Genomic DNA, 15,777 nt, shown 5'->3' with positions numbered 1-15,777 from the left:
AGTCGAGGGCCTGACAGGAACGGATGTCGCGCGAAGCGTTGACTAGAAAGCGCTTGCATCCTACGTTCCGTTCAGCACCGTGACCGGCTGGCCCGCGAGCGGGTTCATCCGGGCAGGTGTCTCTATCTGCCGTTCTGCGTGATGGACATCATTCATGTACACGTCCATGCGTCGAACCCCCAGAAGGACCCCCCACTCGACAGAAGGCATACGGGACATGACTTCACGAGCACGAACCAGTGCGCGGGCACTGGCGGGCGGGCTGGCCGCTTTCGGACTCTCGCTTGGCATGATCATGACTAACGGAGCTCAGGCGGACGCGGCCACCTGGCCGACCGCGAGCGGCAGCCAGGCCGTCACCGCGACCATCAAGCTGTCGGGCACGAAGGACTACGGGATGCTGCGCCTGTACGGCAGCGGCGACCTGGGCAGCGGTGGCCAGAGCGAGGACCAGGACCCGATCCTCGACCTGGCGGCCGGCACGGTCCTGAAGAACGTCATCATCGGCGCGCCCGCCGCGGACGGTATCCACTGCGAGGGCGGTTGCACCCTGCAGAACGTGTGGTGGGAAGACGTCGGCGAGGACGCGGCGACCTTCCGCGGCTCCTCCTCGTCCAACGTCTACACCGTCTCCGGCGGCGGCGCGAAGGAAGCCAGCGACAAGGTCTTCCAGTTCAACGGTGCCGGGACGCTCAACGTGTCCAACTTCGCCGTGCAGAACTTCGGCAAGCTGGTCCGCTCGTGCGGCAACTGCTCCACGCAGTACAAGCGCACGATCAACCTCAACACCATCGAGGCGACCTACAAGGGCAGCGCGCTCGTCGGGATCAACACCAACTACGGCGACAGCGCGACGCTGAAGAACATCACGATCGTCGGGGACAGCAGCAAGAAGATCGTTCCGTGCCAGAAGTACATCGGCAACAACACGGGCGCGGAGCCGCCCACGAACGGAAGCGGGCCGGACGGGACGTACTGCAAGTACGCGAGCTCGGACATCACCTACAAGTGAGACCGGGCGGTGGGGCCGTCGCCCCGTCGCGGAGGCGGCGGCCCCGTCGAAAGGCCTCGGTCACGCGCAACCGCACGACGTCGAGGCGCCTTACCAGGCCGCCGCACAGGGTCGCCCCGTACGGCTCGCTCTCCACCGACGCGACGAGTGCCCGTCGAAGGCGTCGGGCAGGGCGCAAGCCGGGGGGCGCACAACATCCGGTGGGGTATCCGGTCCTGCAAGACGCCCAAGGGCCGGACGTCGCATTCCGGCGATGTCAGTCGGCCAGGTATCCCGCAGACTCGCCCAGTTCCGCCCGGTAGTGCGCGTACGCGGTGCGCAGTTCGTCGCCCGGCCAGTCGGCGGGCAGGAGTTCCGGGGGCAGCACCGGGTCGGCCAGCAGGTGGCGTACCGCCGCCGCGAAGAGCGTGAAGCGGTCGGCTGCGCGGAGGGATTCGGCCGCGTGGGCCAGCAGGGCGCGGGCGGTGGTGGCCCAGGCGGTCAACGGCCAGAGGTGGGCGGCCAGTTCGGGGGCGGGACGGGACGGGCGGGCCGTGCAGGACTCGGCGATCTCCAGCACGTCGTCGGGAAGCGGTCTGGCCAGGTTCGCCGGGCGGAGCCAGACGCCCTCGCGGAGTTCGGCCAGGCGGAGGGAGGTCAGGCGGGTACGCAGGTCCGCGCGCTGGGCGGGGCCGCGGCCCGTGGTCGTGATGATCAGCATCTCCCAGTCGCCGTCCCACGCGCGCGTGCGGGGCCGTACCGCCTCGTCCTGGCGGCGCTGGCGGTCCAGGAGCCGGTCGCTGAGTGCGTAGACGGCGTCGTCGGTACGGCGCAGGTCGCCGGCCGCCGTCATCCGGCTGAGCGCGGCCCGTAGCGCGGAGCCGCCGACCCCGAACGGCTCCACGAGGCGGATCAGGTCCTTCACCGGCAGCCGCGGCGGATGCGTGCCCAGCAGCAGGCTCAGCACGACCGACCGGGCGGACAGCGGCCGCAGGTCGACGCCGGCGGGCTCGGCGGACACGTTCATGCGCATGGTCACGTACTGTACGGGCGGCTTGATATTGCAACATTGCTACAGCCGTAGGAAGAGTGCAACATGGAGGTATGGACTCGACCGCCGCGCTTCCGCAGCCGCAGTACGCCACGCACGACGTCACCAACCAGCCACCGCCGCTCGCCCCCTACGACGCCTCCGACGACCCGGCCCTCCTCGAGGGGCTGCGCCGGGAGGGCGCCGAGTGGGCCGAGGAGGGGATCCGGCGGCTCGGGGCGCGGGCCGGGAGCGCGGAGGCACAGGAGTGGGGCGAGCTGGCCAACCGGCACGAGCCGGAGCTGCGCAGCCACGACCGGTACGGCAACCGGATCGACGAGGTCGACTTCCACCCCAGCTGGCATCACCTGATGCGGACGGCGGTGGCCGAGGGGCTGGCGGGGGCGGCCTGGGCGGACGGCCGACCCGGCGCCCACGTCGCGCGGACGGCCGGCGGGCTGGTGTGGGGGCACACCGAATCCGGCCACGGTTGCCCCATCTCGATGACCTATGCGGCCGTACCCGCGCTGCGCGCCACACCGGAGCTGGCCAAGGTGTACGAACCGCTGCTGACCAGCCGGGAGTACGACCCGGAGCTGCGGGTGCCGACCGAGAAGCCCGGGCTGCTCGCCGGGATGGGGATGACCGAGAAGCAGGGCGGTTCGGACGTACGGACCAACACCACGGCGGCCACGCCCACCGCCGAGCCGGGCGTCTACACCCTGCGCGGGCACAAGTGGTTCACGTCGGCGCCGATGTGCGACGTCTTCCTGGTGCTGGCGCAGGCACCGGGCGGCCTGTCGTGCTTCCTCGTGCCGCGGGTGCTGCCGGACGGCAGCCGTAACGCGTTCCGCATCCAGCGGCTCAAGGACAAGCTCGGCAACCGGTCGAACGCGTCCTCCGAGCCGGAGTTCGACGGCACGGTGGCCTGGCTCGTCGGGGCCGAGGGGCGGGGTGTGAAGACCATCATCGAGATGGTCAACTGCACCCGGCTGGACTGTGTGATGAACTCGGCGACCCTGATGCGCAAGACGCTCGTGGAGGCCGGTCACCATGTGCGCCACCGCAGCGCGTTCGGCGCGCGGCTCGTCGACCAGCCGCTGATGCGCAACGTTCTGGCCGACCTGGCGCTGGAGTCGGAGGCCGCGACCACGCTCACGCTGCGGCTGGCCGGCGCCGCCGACCGTGCGGTGCGCGGGGACGAACAGGAGCGGGCCTTCCGGCGGATCGCGACCGCCGTCGGCAAGTACTGGGTCACCAAGCGCGGGCCGGCCTTCACCGCCGAGGCCCTGGAGTGCCTGGGCGGCAACGGCTACGTCGAGGACTCCGGTATGCCCCGCCACTACCGCGAGGCGCCCCTGCTGTCGATCTGGGAGGGCTCCGGCAACGTCAACGCGCTCGACGTGCTGCGGGCGCTCGCCCGTGAACCCGGCGCCGCCGACGCCCTGTTCGGGGAACTCGCCCACGCGCGCGGGGCGGACACCCGGCTGGACGCCACCGTGACCCGGCTGAAGACCGAATGGGCGGAAACCGATCAGGTGGGTGCCCGCCGGCTGGTCGAGCGGATGGCGCTCGCCCTGCAGGCCTCCCTGCTGGTCCGGCACGCGCCGACCACCGTCGCGGACGCCTTCTGCGCGACCCGGCTCGGCGGCGACTGGGGGTACGCGTTCGGCACGCTGCCGGCCGGGACCGGCCTCGACGCGATCCTGGAGCGGGCGCTGCCTGGCGGGAGCTGATCCCTCCACGGGGCGCCGTTGGCCGGTGACCGTCGACGGATCGCACACAGTCGTCGTCCGATTCCGCATCGTTGTCAGTGCCGTGGTGCAGACTCCTGATCAGGTGGTACTCGCCTGGGGAGGACAACGTGTTCACGGGGATCGACGAGGTCGACTGGGCCTCGCTGCGGCACGCGTACGGCAGCGCGGAGGACGTGCCCGGTCTGCTGCGCGGACTGGCCTCGGCGGACGCGGCCGAACGGGAGGTCGCGCTCGACGGGATGTACGGCTCGGTGCACCACCAGGGGAACGTGTACGACTCGACGCTCGCCTGCGTCCCCTTCCTCTTCGCGCTCGCTTCCCGCGCGGAGGTGCCGGACCGGGGCGCCATAGTCGAACTGCTGGTCAGCATCGGGGCGGAGAGCGCCGGTCCGCCCGCTCAGGCCGCGGTGCGCGCGGGTGCCGAGGCCTTCGTGCCGCTGGCCGACGACCCGTGCCCCGGGGTGCGGCGGGCGGCCACGGGGGCACTGGTGCGATTCCTCGACGAACCCGCGCGGGTGCTGGAGCTGCTGCGCCGGCGGATCACGGTGGAGCGCGACGAGCAGGTGCTGCCGACCCTGGCCGCGGCCCTCGGCCTGTTCGTACGGCGCCATCCCGCCGACGCGGCCGGGGCGGTGGAACTGCTGGCCGCGCAGAGCGGACCGCCGTACTCCCCGGGGATGCGGCTCGCCGCGCTCGGTCAGCTGGCCCTCGGCGCGCCGGAGCGGCTGCCCGCCGATCTGGTGCCGACGGCGGTCCGGTTGCTCCGGGAGCGGTCCGAGCGGCGCGCCCTGGGTCCCGACCGGGTGGCCCCGGACACGCTCGTCGGCCGGATACGGCGGCTGCGGCCGTCGGACGAGGGCGGCGCGTATCTGCTACGCACCCTCCACCGGGCGCTGGACGACCGGGTTGCCGACCGGATCGCCCTGCTCGTGGGCCAGTTGAGCAGTCCGGACGCGATGGACCGGTGCAACGCGGTGCGGATGTCGGCCGGGCTGTTCCGGGAGTGGCGGGCGGACTTCAGCGCGCCCGTCTCGCTGATCGGCGCCCAACTGGGGAGGCTGGAGGACCAGTTGCGCGACGCGGCCGTCTCGGTGCTCGCGGAGCTGTTCGGACTGGCCGCACCCGCCGCCGACGAGTTGCACGCGCTGGTGACCGCGCGGCCCGACCTGTGGGTGCACACCTGGGAACGCGGCAGACCCTCGCTGGGCGGCCCGCTCAAGGGACTGGCCAGAAGCGGTGACCCGCGCGCGGTCCCGGCCCTGGGGCAGTTGCTGGCGGGCCCGGTGGTGCCCGCCGGCCTGGGCTTCGAGGTGGTCCATCTGGGCCCGGCGGCGGCTCCGCTCGCCCCCGCGCTGCGGCACCGGCTCGGTCAGATTCCGCTGGACTCCCCCGAGGCCGCCGAGCTGGCCGCTCCGCTGCTGGCGGCGCTCACCGCCCTCAAGGACCCGGCGGCGGTACCGGAGGTGCTGCGGCTGCTGCGCGGCGCACCGGACGGACTCGGGGCGCGGGAGGCCCTCGTCGGGCAGGCGGTGCGGGCACTCGACGCCCTGGGTACGGCGTCCCGGGCTGCGGCGCCGGTCCTGCGCGGGCTCCTCGACACCCGGCACGCGGCCCTGGCGGCGGGGGCCCTGTGGTCCGCGGAGGGCGACGTGGATGCCGTACTCCCCACACTACTGCGGGAGTTGACGCACGGCCGCAACCGCACTGCCCGGACGGCGGCCGAGCTGCTGGGGCGGCTCGGGGCCGCAGCCCGGGACGCACTGCCCGGGCTGCGCGCGCTGGCCGGATCCGGCCGGGTGCGGGAACGGACCGCGGCGGCGCAGGCGTGGTGGCAAATCGACGGGGATCCGGATCCCGTGCTGCCGGTGCTGCGGGCCGCCTGGTCGGAGAATCCGTACGCCCGCGGCACGGTCGCCGAGTGCCTGGCCCTGATGGGCCCGGTGGGCGCACCGCTGCGCGACCTGCTGACTGCCGAACTCGCCACCGCCCGACGGCACACGGCACGGCCGGGCGGGTACGGCAGTCACGACATCGCCCAGGACGAGCGACTGCTCGCCAACTGCCGGAGGGCGCTGGCGAGTCAGTGACCTCGGCAACCCCGAGGGGCGGGCGAGGCCTAGCCGGTCGTGCGGCCCCACTGAGGCCCGAGCCGCGACCACTCCGCGTCCCAGCGGTCCATCCGCCGCCGCTCCAGCCGGCCGCGCACCACGAGCCCGGCGACGAAGGGGACGGCGGCGGTGCTCAGTCCGACCAGACCGCCGATCAGCGCGGAGCGGAAGTGGGCCTCGGACGCGGTGACGGGACGGGTGACGAGATGCCCCTGGGAGTCCGTCCAGACGGTGACCGGAGCGCCGGCCTTGCTGCCGGCCGCCACCCGGGCCTGGCCGGTGTGCCCGGAACCGTCGGCGACGGTCCAGCCCACCCTCGCCCAGACCCGTTCGCGGCCGGAGGACTCGGACTTCGGTCCGGACCCTCCTGGGGCCCTGTCCATGACATGGGCCACGACCGGGTGCCATTCGGCGCGCTCGCGGGCCAGACCGTCCTCGACCGACCGGGCCGCCGCGAGCCCGCCGAGCACCCCGGCCAGCAAGGTGAACAGCCAGGCGCCGAGCAGCACCCAGGCCTCCAGTGTGTCGGCGCGACGCTTCAGCGGGTTGCGCCGCCAGCGCCAGAACCAGACCTTCGGACCACGGAACGCCTTCAAAGGCATCCTCCTCACGCGCGCACGGACAGCCCGGACCGCCCTCCCATACGGGAGAGGCCGCCCCGTTGCTCACGGCGAACCTCCACGTCGACGGTCGCACGACTGACCCCGCTCGCGCAGGCGTCTTCCGGAACGAGTCCCGTCACCCTGTTCGACCGGGCCGACACAACGGCACCGACCTGCGAACACGAACAGGTGGAGAGGCCGCTGGCGGGTGCGCACTGGCCGATATCCGAGGGCCGGTCGCGCCCAAGACGTCGTGCGGGACGGCGGCGGGACGACCGGGCCGGCCGGGCGATGGCCCTGGCCGGCCGGTCGCCGAGCTGGAAAACGTTGTCGGCCGGTCACGACGCGGCGTCGAGGAGGTCGAGGGCGCTCTGCTGACGGGCGGCGTCCACCTGGTCGAGCGGGCCGTACCAGCGCAGCCCGTACTGGTCGAGGGCGTTGCGGTCGCTCCCGCGGGCGCGTTCCGCCTGACGTTCGAGGTAGGCGGTGTACGGGTGGTCCGGGAGCACGGAGTTGAGCTTGGCGAGGCCGCGCACGTGGGCGCCCTTGAAGGACGGGCCGTCGCCTCCGCAGTCGCCGCTCTCGCACGGATCGCGCAGGATGCCGTCGGAGGTGTGGAGCAGGGAGGTCGTGGTGGCGGCGTCGGCGATCTGCCGTGCGCGGGTGAGCAGTCCGCCGTCGCCGGTGGCCCGGTACAGCTCGGCCAAGGCGCCGAGGAGGACGCCCTGGTTGTACGACCAGACGGCCTGGCCGTTGTTGCCGCAGGTGGACAGGTCGATGCCGTCGTTGACCAGGTGCGAGCCGTTGATCATGCCGCTGCCCTGGAACCAGGTCCAGCCGGCCCGGGCCCGGCCGAGGTACGTCGTGTCGCCCGGGACCCGGTTGTGCAGGGCGGCGTTGAGCTGGATGTAGAGGGAGTTGGCAATCGCGTTCTTGTAGGTCTTCGCCGTGCTCCACCACACTCCGCCGCCGCAGGTGCCGTCCCAGTAGGCGGCCATGTGGTCGGCGTCCGCGCGGGCCGTGTCCAGATAGCGGCTGTCGCCGGTCAGGTCGTACGCGGCCACCCAGGCCAGGCCCCACCAGCCGGTGTCGTCGAGGTAGTCGTTGCGGAACCGCCCGCCCTGCGCGTTGATGTTCAGGTCGTAGGTACGGGCGACGGCGTACCGGTAACTGCCCATGCCCGTCACGCGAATGTTGTCGATGACCGCGGTCAGGGCGTTCGCGGAGTTCCACCAGCCGGTGGTGTCGAACAGGCCGGTTCCATAGTCGTAGAAGGTCATCAGGCCGGTGGCCGCCGCGGTGCGCGGCTCGCCCGCGTTCCAGGTGATGCGGGCCCAGGGAGTGCAGGCGATCTCGGCACGGTCCCCGGCCTTGCCGCAGGCGCGCAGGGCGCCGACGCCGAGGTTGTTCCAGTCGTCGACGTTGTACATCAGGGTTCGCCAGCCGCGTCGGCCCGCGGGCACGCTGGTGTCGCCGAGTCTGCTGCCCGAACTCCAGGTGCGGCCGCCGTCGAAGGAGCGGTCGAGCCACACCTCGTCTCCCGGGTTGCCGTTGTCGATGGACGCCCAGCCCATGGCGTCGGCGTCGTCGAAGTGCAGCACGACGGACCGTGAGTAGATGCTCGCCGTGACCGGTGCGCGGTCGCCCGGGGAGAGGGCGGGGTCGCGGGTGTCGCAGTACGTGTTGCAGATGGTGCCGGCGGCGGACGCCGGGGGTGCGAGGGGGACGAGGACGGCGAGCAGCGCCGGGACGAGTGCGGCGGCGACTCGGGGAAGGCGGCGACTTCTTGGTCTCGGTAGGGGGGTCATGGGACCTGCCTGCTCTGGCGACGGATGTGAGAGCGCTCCCAGAAGGTAGGAAAGAGCCGCGGGTGCGTCAACGTCGCGTGCGGGTGCGGAGGTTGGATCGCGCCGGTCGCTAGCGCTGCGACCGGAAAGGTTCATCGGCTCGCGACGCCCGGCACGGCACCTCACCGCGTTGTCGCACCACCCGAGTACATCCCGTACGCGGGTGATGCTCCGCCTTGCGACGCACCGCACCGGACGCCGCGAGCTTCCCGCCAAACCTTCCCGGTCACAGCACTAGCGGACCCCCGCCAGGACTTCCGCGGCGGCCACTCCGGAGGCGGCGGTGGCACCGTGGGTGAAGATCTGGGCGGCCGCGGGGACAGGGGCGCCCGGCAGGCCCATCTCCACGACGATCGCATCGGGACGAGCGGCGACGATCTCGGCGAGGGCGCGCGCCATCCACCCGTGCCGGGAGGCGTCCCTGACGACCACGACCAGGGGGCGGCCCCCGGCCGGTGCCAGGGCGTGCGTCTCCAGGGTGGCGGTATGTGACCGCAGGTCCTCGTGGCACACCCGGACGGACGTCGTTCCGGGCAGTCGCTCGATCAGCGGGGCGGCGACGCCCCAGGGGGTCTCCTTGCCGATGGCCAGGTTGGTGGTAGGCACCAGCTCCACCACGTGCGGTGCGGCGGACAGGGGGACCGTGTCCTGCACGGCGCCGGTCAGCCGGATGGCCCGGCGGGCGGCCGCGAAGCCGATGCGGCTGCCGTTCGTGTCGGCGGGGCGAGCCGGGCTCAGGCCTGCCGACCAGGCCGCGAACTCCCGCACCCGACCGCTCGCCTCGGCGAGCCGCGCCTCGGTGAGGTCCCCGGAGGCGACGGCGTCGACCAGGGCGTCGGCGAGCACGCCGACAGTGGCCTCCTCGGCGTTCTCGCCGCCGACACAGACGGCGTCGGCACCGGCGGCGACGGCTCGCACCGTGGCCCCGCCGATGCCGTAACGGTCGGCGACGGCACCCATCTCGATGGCGTCGGTGACGACCATGCCGTCGAACCCGAGTTCCTGACGGAGCAGGCCGTCCAGGATGCGCCGGCTGAGCGTGGCGGGCAGATCGGTGTCGTAGGCGGGGACCAGCAGATGACCGGTCATCACCGCGCGCACGCCGGCCTCCAGGGCGGCGCGGAACGGCGGCAGGGCCTGGGCGGCGATCTGTTCGCGGTCGGCGCCGTAGGTGGGCAGGCCGTGGTGGGAGTCGACGGCTACGTCACCGTGGCCGGGGAAGTGCTTGGCGCAGGCGGCGACCCCGGCCGACTGGAGCCCCCGGATCCATGCGCCGGTGTGCCGGGACACCACCTTCGGGTCGACACCGAAGGACCGGACCCCGATGATCGGGTTGTCGGGGTTGGAGTTGACGTCGGCGCTGGGCGCGTAGTCGAGGCTGATGCCGGCGGCGCGCAGCTGACGGCCCAGGTCGGCGGCGACGGCCTGGGTGAGGTCGGTGTCGTCGACGGTGCCGAGGGCGAAGTTGCCGGGCCGGGTGGAGCCGGTCGCGGACTCGATCCGGGTGACGTCGCCCGCCTCCTCGTCGATCGCGATGACCAACTCGGGGTTCTCCGCACGTAGTCGAGCGGTCAGCCGGGCGACCTGGTCGACCGAGACGATGTTCCGGGCGAAGAGCACGACCGAGGCCAGCCCGTCACCGATGTCGCGCAGCACCCAGTCCGGCGCGTCGGTGCCCACGAACCCCGGCTGCAGGACGGAGAGCGCAAGCCGTCGCAAGTCCTTGCCGTGTGTGCTGGAGACCATCGAGTGCGCCCTTCTGTTGGTACAGACCAATGAGCCTCCGCTCAGGCTAACCGCCCGTGTCAAGTGGGTTCGATTTCCGCCTTCTTGACGAAAACACGCCCTCAACTGCCATGTTTGACATGACGAGTTGGTCTAGTCCAAGTTAGGGCTGCGCGAGTTCGCACCGGGGCTGGTGTGTCACGTGGTGCAGTGATCCTGCGGGAACGACCACCGCCCTCGCTCCGCGCATCTGGCGACCCGGTCGGGGTCGCCGCCATCTGAGATCGAGGTCTGGAGCACCGCATGCCCACGACTGACCGTTATCTCCATCGAGCCCCGTCCCACCTCCCCTACTTCAGTTCGGACGGCGAGACCTATCTCGCCCAGACACCCCTGCGGGACCTGCAGAAGACCCGCCCCCTCCGAGTCCTCTCCGAGGAGGACTTCGCCTTCTGGCAGACCTACGGATACGTCGTGGTGAAGGAAGCGATCCCCGCCTCGTCGGCCCGCCGGCTGCTGGACTTCGCCTGGGAGTTCCAGGGTCTCGACCCCGATCGTCCGGAGACCTGGTACGAGGAGCGCGCCTACCGCTCGGACCTGGACCGGGAGCTGCACATCTACGGCTTCGTCGAGGCCTACCACCATCAGCTCCTGTGGGACAGCCGCCAGACGCAGCGCGTCTACGACGCGTTCGTCGACGTGTGGGACTGCGAAGAGCTGTGGGTCACGCTCGACCGGCTCAACCTGAACCCGCCGAACATCAGGAACCGCGACCGGGCGCTGATCCCGAGCACACAGGAGGGGTTCGACATCGAGCTCCACTGGGATGTCGACACCACCCTCGGCGTGCTGCCGCAGCGGGTCCAGGGGATCATCGCCCTCACCGACACCCGTCCGGAACTCGGCGGCTTCCAGTGCTGTCCCGAGCTGTTCAAGCGTTTCGACCAGTGGAAGGCGTTCCAGCCCGAGGACCGCGACCCGATCCGGCCCAGGATCGACCGTACGGAGTTCCCCGTGGTCCGGCCGGAACTCGGGGCCGGTGATCTGCTGATCTTCAACGGTCTGCTGGCGCACGGCGTGGCGCCCAACACCTCCGACGGCGCGGTGCGCGCGGCCCAGTACCTCTCGATGATGCCGGCGCTGGAGTCCCACGAGACGCTCAGGCGCTCCCGGGTCGAGTCATGGCGAACGCTCGGTACGCCGGACTGGAACGCGACACTCCTCGGCGACGCCACCCGACACGAGTCCTTGCGGTACGGCAGGGCCGACCTCACCGATCTGGGGTCCAAGTTGCTGGGCCGGACGTCCTGGAGCGGGACGGACCCCTACGAGGCGGTCGAGGCGGTCGAGGCGGTCACTGAAGAGATACCGGCCGGAGAAGAGACATGCGCCGAATCTGTCTGACCCTGCCCACCAACCGGCCGTGCTCCGCGACGATCGCCGCCGTGGCCGAGGAAGCGGCCTACGCGGCCGAGCACTTCGACACCGAGGTGCATGTGCTGATCCTGGACTCCTGCACGGCACCGGTCCGCGCGGAACACGCCGCGGCGGTGCGCCGCATCCCGGACGATCCGCGGATCGTCGTACACCATCTCGACGAGGACCGGCAGCGGGACTTTCTCCGGCGGGTGATCGACCGGGCCGCGGTCATGAAGCCCGATCTGCTGCTGGACCTGATGCTCCCGGCCGCGGTCTCCTACGGAGCCTGCACCAACCGCGCGTTCCTCATCGCCGCCGCGCTCGGATGCGAGTCCGTCCACCGCAGGGACTCCGACAGCCGCTACCAGGCCGTGGCCGGAGACAACGTTTTCCCCGTCCATCACGAACTCCTGTCACTCGGCAGGCGCGCGGCCGACGCCGCGCCCGAAGTCTCCGAGAACGCACTGGCCGTCGACCACATGGACAAGCGGGTCGCGATGGTGGGCAGCTCGTTCGTGGGCGAACTGTCCGTGGACATCGGGGAGATGCTCCGGATCGACCCCGCCGTCTACCACGACGTGGTCGGTCTGTGGGCGCCCGCCCACTGGTCCGACGAGCAGCGGAGACAGCTCGTCGACGAGTCCTTCCGAGGCGCGGGCTCGGACGCGTTCACCACGGATCACTCCACACTGGCCCTGGTCGATCCCATGCGCGTGGACATGTGCAACATCAGCTTTCACGGAGTACACGAGCGCGTGCCGTTGCCGCCTGCGACCGACACGATCGGCAGCGACTACTTCCTGATCCACCTGGTCCACGACGCCGCGCTGCCGGGCGTCCTGCACAACCGGAACATCGTCAACTTCTACACCGGTGAGCGCAGGACCGACTCCGGCCTGATCGCGTACCAGCTGCGCTTCGTCAAGTTCCTGCTGTCCATGCTCTACTTCAACTTCATCTACGCCGAGATGGCCCGCGCGGGTGGGCGGCTGCTCGACGACCAGGGGCAGGTGCGCGCGTCCGCCGTGGCCCGGCTGGCACGGGAGAGCGCCCGGCTGGACCCGGGCGCGAACGTCCGCAGGCTGGACGTCCTCGACTCGGCCTACCGGAAACTGGGCGGCAGATACGCCGAGTTCGCCGACCTCCTGTGGCAGCGTCGCGAACGGCTCCTCGACGAGGCCCGCGGCGACATCGAGGACTTCGCCCTGCTGACGGAGGCGTGGGAGCCGCTGGTGCGTGCGGCGAGGCTCACCTCCGTACCCGAGACGCCCGGGCAGCAGCGGTGAGACCACCCGTGATCACCGTACTGGAAGGCTCCACCGAGGACCGGATCGTCTTCGACCTGACCGGAATCGAGGACGGCTACGACCGGCTGCGGCATGAACTGCCCGGCATCGACGTCCGTTTCGCCATGAAGGCCTGCCCGGTGGACGAGGTGATCGGGTGCCTCGCCGGGAAGGGCGCCGGAGTCGACGCGGCAAGCCCCCGCGAGCTGGAGCAGGCGCTGCGCGTGGGCGTGCCGGTCGACCGGATGCACTACGGCAACACCGTCAAGTCGGACCGGGACATCGCCGACGCCCACCGGCTCGGGGTCCGGGACTTCGCCACCGACAGCCTGGAGGACATGGCGGCCATCGCGGTCCACGCTCCGGGATCCCGGGTGTTCGTCAGGCTCGCGACCGGCGGTGAAGGGGCGCTGTGGGGGCTCAGCGACAAGTTCGGCTGCACGCCCGCGGACGCGGTGCGGATCCTCGCGGCGGCACGGGAGAAGGGGCTGACCCCCTCCGGGCTGTCCGTGCACGTCGGCTCCCAGCAGATGACGGCGGACGCCTGGCACAGTGCCGTCGAGCGTCTGGCCGACGTCCTGGCCGCCCTGGGCCGGCGCGGAATCCTGCTGGACCATGTCAACCTCGGCGGCGGCCTGCCGGCCCTCGGATACCTCGACCGGTACGGCACGCCGCTGGACCCCCCGCTGGACAAGATCTTCGCTGTGATCCGCGAGGGCATGCGCCACCTCAGGAACGTCCACGGCGAACACCTCGCGTTCGTCATGGAGCCGGGCCGCCACCTCGTCGCCGACCACGGGGTCATCCGGGCCCATGTGGCCAGGCTGTCGAAGCGGCGCCGACCCGACGGCGAGCCCCAGTACTGGCTCTACCTGAGCTGCGGCAAGTTCAACGGCCTGTACGAGATGGACGCGTTGCAGTACCGGCTCGCCTTCCCCACGCATCCTGACGCCGAGTCCGTCCCGGCCGTCGTCGCGGGTCCCACCTGCGACAGCGACGACGCCTACCCCCATGAGCACGGTCTCGTGCAGGTCCCCGCTGATCTGGCGTCGGGCGATCCGGTCTGGGTGCTGTCCAGCGGCGCCTACGCGATCAGCTACACGACCCAGGGGTTCAACGGCTTCGACCCGCTCCCCTACGTCTGCACGGGCGGGGGACGACCATGAGCGGCGACCACGTACACATACGCCACATCACCGACGCCGACTGGGACACCATCGTCGCTCTGGAGTCCCGCGCCTACACGGCACTCGGCCTGTCCGAGGGGCGCGCGGCGCTGCGGTCCCGGGCGGACGCCTCGCCGGACACCTGTTTCGTCCTGGACGTCGGCTCACGGCCGGCCGGATACCTCCTGGCACTGCCGTATCCGTCCTTCGGATATCCCGAGCTCGCAGGTACGGAGCCGGCTGCGCTCCCCGCGCGCTCCGCGCGCAATCTGCATCTGCACGACATCGTCGTCACGGAGCGGCTGCGCGGCAGGGGACTGGGCCGGCGTCTCCTGAACCACCTGCTCCTGACCGCCGGTTCGCGCGGGTTCGAGCGGATCTCGCTGATCGCCGTCGGCCACAGCGAGCCGTTCTGGTCGGCGCGCGGATTCACCCCGCACCCGGGGATCTCCCCGGACGGTTACGGCGCCGACGCCGTCTACATGTCCCGTCTCCACGCCCGAGGCGACGGCCGAGTCGACCAAGCGAGTTGATGTGCGTGTTCCGTGTCCATGATCCCTTCCACCGTGCCCAGTTGGCCATCGCCGCACTGTTCTGTTCGCTCGGCTTCCAGTACGCGACCTGGGCCTCGCGGATTCCCGCCCTCAAGGCGGACCTCGGTCTGACCGCGGCCGAGGTGGGGGTACTGCTGATGGCCGCGGGCATAGGTGCCGTGGCGTCGTTCCCGCTGGTGCCGGTGCTCACGAGAAGGCTGGGCTCGGCACGGCTGGCGCTGCTGTCGGCCCTCTGTCTGACCGTGCTGCTCGTCGCACTTGCCGCGGCGCCTGACTATCCCGTCGCCCTGCTGGTGATGGTGGCCGACGGGGTGTTCGTGGGCTGCCTGAACGTGGCCATGAACGCGCAGGGAGCGGCCCTGGAGACCAGGTACGAGCGCAACGCCATGGCCAGACTGCACGCGACGTTCAGCGCCGGCTCCCTGCTCGCGGCTCTCCTCGCCTCCGGCATGAACGCGGCGACCTCGTCGGTGGCGGTGCACTTCGGTGTGGCCGCCGTGCTGCTCGTGCTGCTGGCCGCCGTGGCGCGCCCCGGTCTGCTCGACGAAGACGCGTCCGCCGCGTCCGCTTCCGCCGACTCCGACTCCGACGCCTCCGCCTCCGCCGGCGAGAAGCCCGCCAAGGAGCGGAAGAGCGGCGGCTGGAGCCTGCCGTCCCGCATGACGCTCTGGATGTGCTGCGCCATGGCGTTCGGCACCGTGACCGAGGGCGCCATGAACGACTGGTCCGCTCTCTACCTGAGGGAAGTCGCCAACGCCTCGGCGGAGTTGGCGCCGGCGGGCATCGCCGTGGTGTCGGGCATGATGGTGGTGGCCCGCCTCTTCGCCGATGGCTGGCGCACCCGCTGGGGCGACGGGCGGGTCGTCCTGTCGGGCAGCGCGCTGGCCGCCGCCGGACTGGCCTTCGCCCTGGTGAGCGGCGGCGTGACGGCGGCCCTCATCGGGTTCGCCTGCGTCGGGCTGGGCTGTGCGGCCGTGACCCCGTGCGTCTACGTGGCCGCGGCGAAACAGGGCTCGGAGGCGCTGGCCCTGGTCGCCGCGACGGGCACGACGGGCCTGCTGGCCGGGCCACCGCTCATCGGGTTCGTGGCCAACTCGAGCAGCCTGGTGTGGGGACTGGCGGTCGTCGCGGCAGCGGCGCTCGTGGTCACGCTGGCCAGCACGCAGATCCGCTGGACGTCGGCCGCGGGCCTACCGGCAGCGGCTGACCAGCGGCTGACGAGCGGCAGCTGACTGACCGACGGCCGCGTCATCGGACACCGTCTTCCGGGCCGGCTCGGCCGCGGCCGTCGT

Annotated in this window: 12 protein-coding genes; 8 read left to right on the top strand and 4 right to left on the bottom strand. The window is 71.6% G+C overall.

Features of this window, described 5'->3' with window-relative positions; translation table 11 throughout:
• The first annotated feature begins 217 nt into the window (after positions 1-217).
• Positions 218-1,012 carry a pectate lyase gene (locus tag AB0N16_RS34955; RefSeq protein ID WP_365803870.1) on the top strand — a complete coding sequence of 265 codons (795 nt, stop codon included), beginning with the start codon at positions 218-220 and terminating at the stop codon, positions 1,010-1,012.
• Positions 1,013-1,268: 256 nt separating this feature from the next.
• Here AB0N16_RS34955 and AB0N16_RS34950 read toward each other — a convergent pair whose 3' ends face one another.
• Positions 1,269-2,024 (bottom strand): PaaX family transcriptional regulator C-terminal domain-containing protein, encoded by a 756-nt coding sequence (locus tag AB0N16_RS34950; RefSeq protein WP_365803868.1) that lies wholly within the window; start codon positions 2,022-2,024, stop codon positions 1,269-1,271.
• Between the two features lie 71 nt (positions 2,025-2,095).
• Here AB0N16_RS34950 and AB0N16_RS34945 point away from each other — a divergent pair, with 71 nt between their 5' ends.
• Both AB0N16_RS34945 and AB0N16_RS34940 read left to right on the top strand, forming a co-directional pair.
• Positions 2,096-3,757, top strand: a complete 1,662-nt coding sequence (locus tag AB0N16_RS34945) for an acyl-CoA dehydrogenase family protein (protein WP_365803866.1) — start codon at positions 2,096-2,098, stop codon at positions 3,755-3,757.
• Positions 3,758-3,885: 128 nt separating this feature from the next.
• Positions 3,886-5,865: a HEAT repeat domain-containing protein gene (locus tag AB0N16_RS34940; protein ID WP_365803864.1), complete on the top strand. Its 1,980-nt coding sequence runs from the start codon at positions 3,886-3,888 to the stop codon at positions 5,863-5,865.
• A 29-nt stretch (positions 5,866-5,894) separates the two neighbouring features.
• Here the strand turns inward: AB0N16_RS34940 and AB0N16_RS34935 are convergent, their stop codons facing one another.
• From AB0N16_RS34935 to AB0N16_RS34925, 3 genes are all read right to left on the bottom strand, one after another.
• The gene (locus AB0N16_RS34935) at positions 5,895-6,488 is read right to left on the bottom strand and encodes a hypothetical protein (RefSeq protein WP_365803862.1); all 594 of its coding nucleotides are present in this window, start codon (positions 6,486-6,488) and stop codon (positions 5,895-5,897) included.
• Between the two features lie 338 nt (positions 6,489-6,826).
• Positions 6,827-8,296: a glycoside hydrolase family 76 protein gene (locus AB0N16_RS34930; RefSeq protein ID WP_365803860.1), complete on the bottom strand. Its 1,470-nt coding sequence runs from the start codon at positions 8,294-8,296 to the stop codon at positions 6,827-6,829.
• A gap of 273 nt (positions 8,297-8,569) precedes the next feature.
• Positions 8,570-10,081: a glycoside hydrolase family 3 protein gene (locus AB0N16_RS34925; RefSeq protein ID WP_365803858.1), complete on the bottom strand. Its 1,512-nt coding sequence runs from the start codon at positions 10,079-10,081 to the stop codon at positions 8,570-8,572.
• A 282-nt stretch (positions 10,082-10,363) separates the two neighbouring features.
• On the opposite strand from AB0N16_RS34925, the gene AB0N16_RS34920 reads away from it, so the two are divergent.
• The 5 genes from AB0N16_RS34920 to AB0N16_RS34900 are packed head-to-tail and all read left to right on the top strand — an operon-like array spanning position 10,364 to position 15,717.
• The gene (locus tag AB0N16_RS34920) at positions 10,364-11,464 is read left to right on the top strand and encodes a phytanoyl-CoA dioxygenase family protein (RefSeq protein WP_365803856.1); all 1,101 of its coding nucleotides are present in this window, start codon (positions 10,364-10,366) and stop codon (positions 11,462-11,464) included.
• The gene (locus tag AB0N16_RS34915) at positions 11,446-12,765 is read left to right on the top strand and encodes a DUF6271 family protein (protein ID WP_365803854.1); all 1,320 of its coding nucleotides are present in this window, start codon (positions 11,446-11,448) and stop codon (positions 12,763-12,765) included. Before AB0N16_RS34920 ends, AB0N16_RS34915 begins: the two co-directional genes overlap by 19 nt.
• 8 nt (positions 12,766-12,773) lie before the next feature.
• The gene (locus tag AB0N16_RS34910) at positions 12,774-13,931 is read left to right on the top strand and encodes a type III PLP-dependent enzyme (protein WP_365803852.1); all 1,158 of its coding nucleotides are present in this window, start codon (positions 12,774-12,776) and stop codon (positions 13,929-13,931) included.
• Positions 13,928-14,464 carry a GNAT family N-acetyltransferase gene (locus tag AB0N16_RS34905; protein WP_365803850.1) on the top strand — a complete coding sequence of 179 codons (537 nt, stop codon included), beginning with the start codon at positions 13,928-13,930 and terminating at the stop codon, positions 14,462-14,464. Before AB0N16_RS34910 ends, AB0N16_RS34905 begins: the two co-directional genes overlap by 4 nt.
• On the top strand, positions 14,464-15,717 hold the full coding sequence (locus AB0N16_RS34900) for an MFS transporter (RefSeq protein ID WP_365803848.1): 1,254 nt from the start codon (positions 14,464-14,466) through the stop codon (positions 15,715-15,717). The genes AB0N16_RS34905 and AB0N16_RS34900 overlap by 1 nt, the downstream gene beginning before the upstream one ends.
• Positions 15,718-15,777 lie beyond the last annotated feature (60 nt).

This window comes from Streptomyces sp. NPDC051105 (assembly GCF_040682795.1).
Lineage (GTDB): Bacteria > Actinomycetota > Actinomycetes > Streptomycetales > Streptomycetaceae > Streptomyces.
Note: the sequence above shows the minus strand (reverse complement) of the source record. Positions and strands in the feature narration are given on the sequence as shown.

What these genes read in the sequence shown, in the direction of transcription:
- AB0N16_RS34905 (WP_365803850.1), top strand. Translation starts at nt 13,928, where the DNA reads ATGAGCGGCGACCACGTACACATACGCCACATCACCGACGCCGACTGG.
- AB0N16_RS34915 (WP_365803854.1), top strand. Translation starts at nt 11,446, where the DNA reads ATGCGCCGAATCTGTCTGACCCTGCCCACCAACCGGCCGTGCTCCGCG.
- AB0N16_RS34935 (WP_365803862.1), bottom strand. Translation starts at nt 6,488, where the DNA reads ATGCCTTTGAAGGCGTTCCGTGGTCCGAAGGTCTGGTTCTGGCGCTGG.
- AB0N16_RS34925 (WP_365803858.1), bottom strand. Translation starts at nt 10,081, where the DNA reads ATGGTCTCCAGCACACACGGCAAGGACTTGCGACGGCTTGCGCTCTCC.
- AB0N16_RS34950 (WP_365803868.1), bottom strand. Translation starts at nt 2,024, where the DNA reads ATGCGCATGAACGTGTCCGCCGAGCCCGCCGGCGTCGACCTGCGGCCG.
- AB0N16_RS34955 (WP_365803870.1), top strand. Translation starts at nt 218, where the DNA reads ATGACTTCACGAGCACGAACCAGTGCGCGGGCACTGGCGGGCGGGCTG.
- AB0N16_RS34930 (WP_365803860.1), bottom strand. Translation starts at nt 8,296, where the DNA reads ATGACCCCCCTACCGAGACCAAGAAGTCGCCGCCTTCCCCGAGTCGCC.
- AB0N16_RS34920 (WP_365803856.1), top strand. Translation starts at nt 10,364, where the DNA reads ATGCCCACGACTGACCGTTATCTCCATCGAGCCCCGTCCCACCTCCCC.
- AB0N16_RS34900 (WP_365803848.1), top strand. Translation starts at nt 14,464, where the DNA reads ATGTGCGTGTTCCGTGTCCATGATCCCTTCCACCGTGCCCAGTTGGCC.
- AB0N16_RS34945 (WP_365803866.1), top strand. Translation starts at nt 2,096, where the DNA reads ATGGACTCGACCGCCGCGCTTCCGCAGCCGCAGTACGCCACGCACGAC.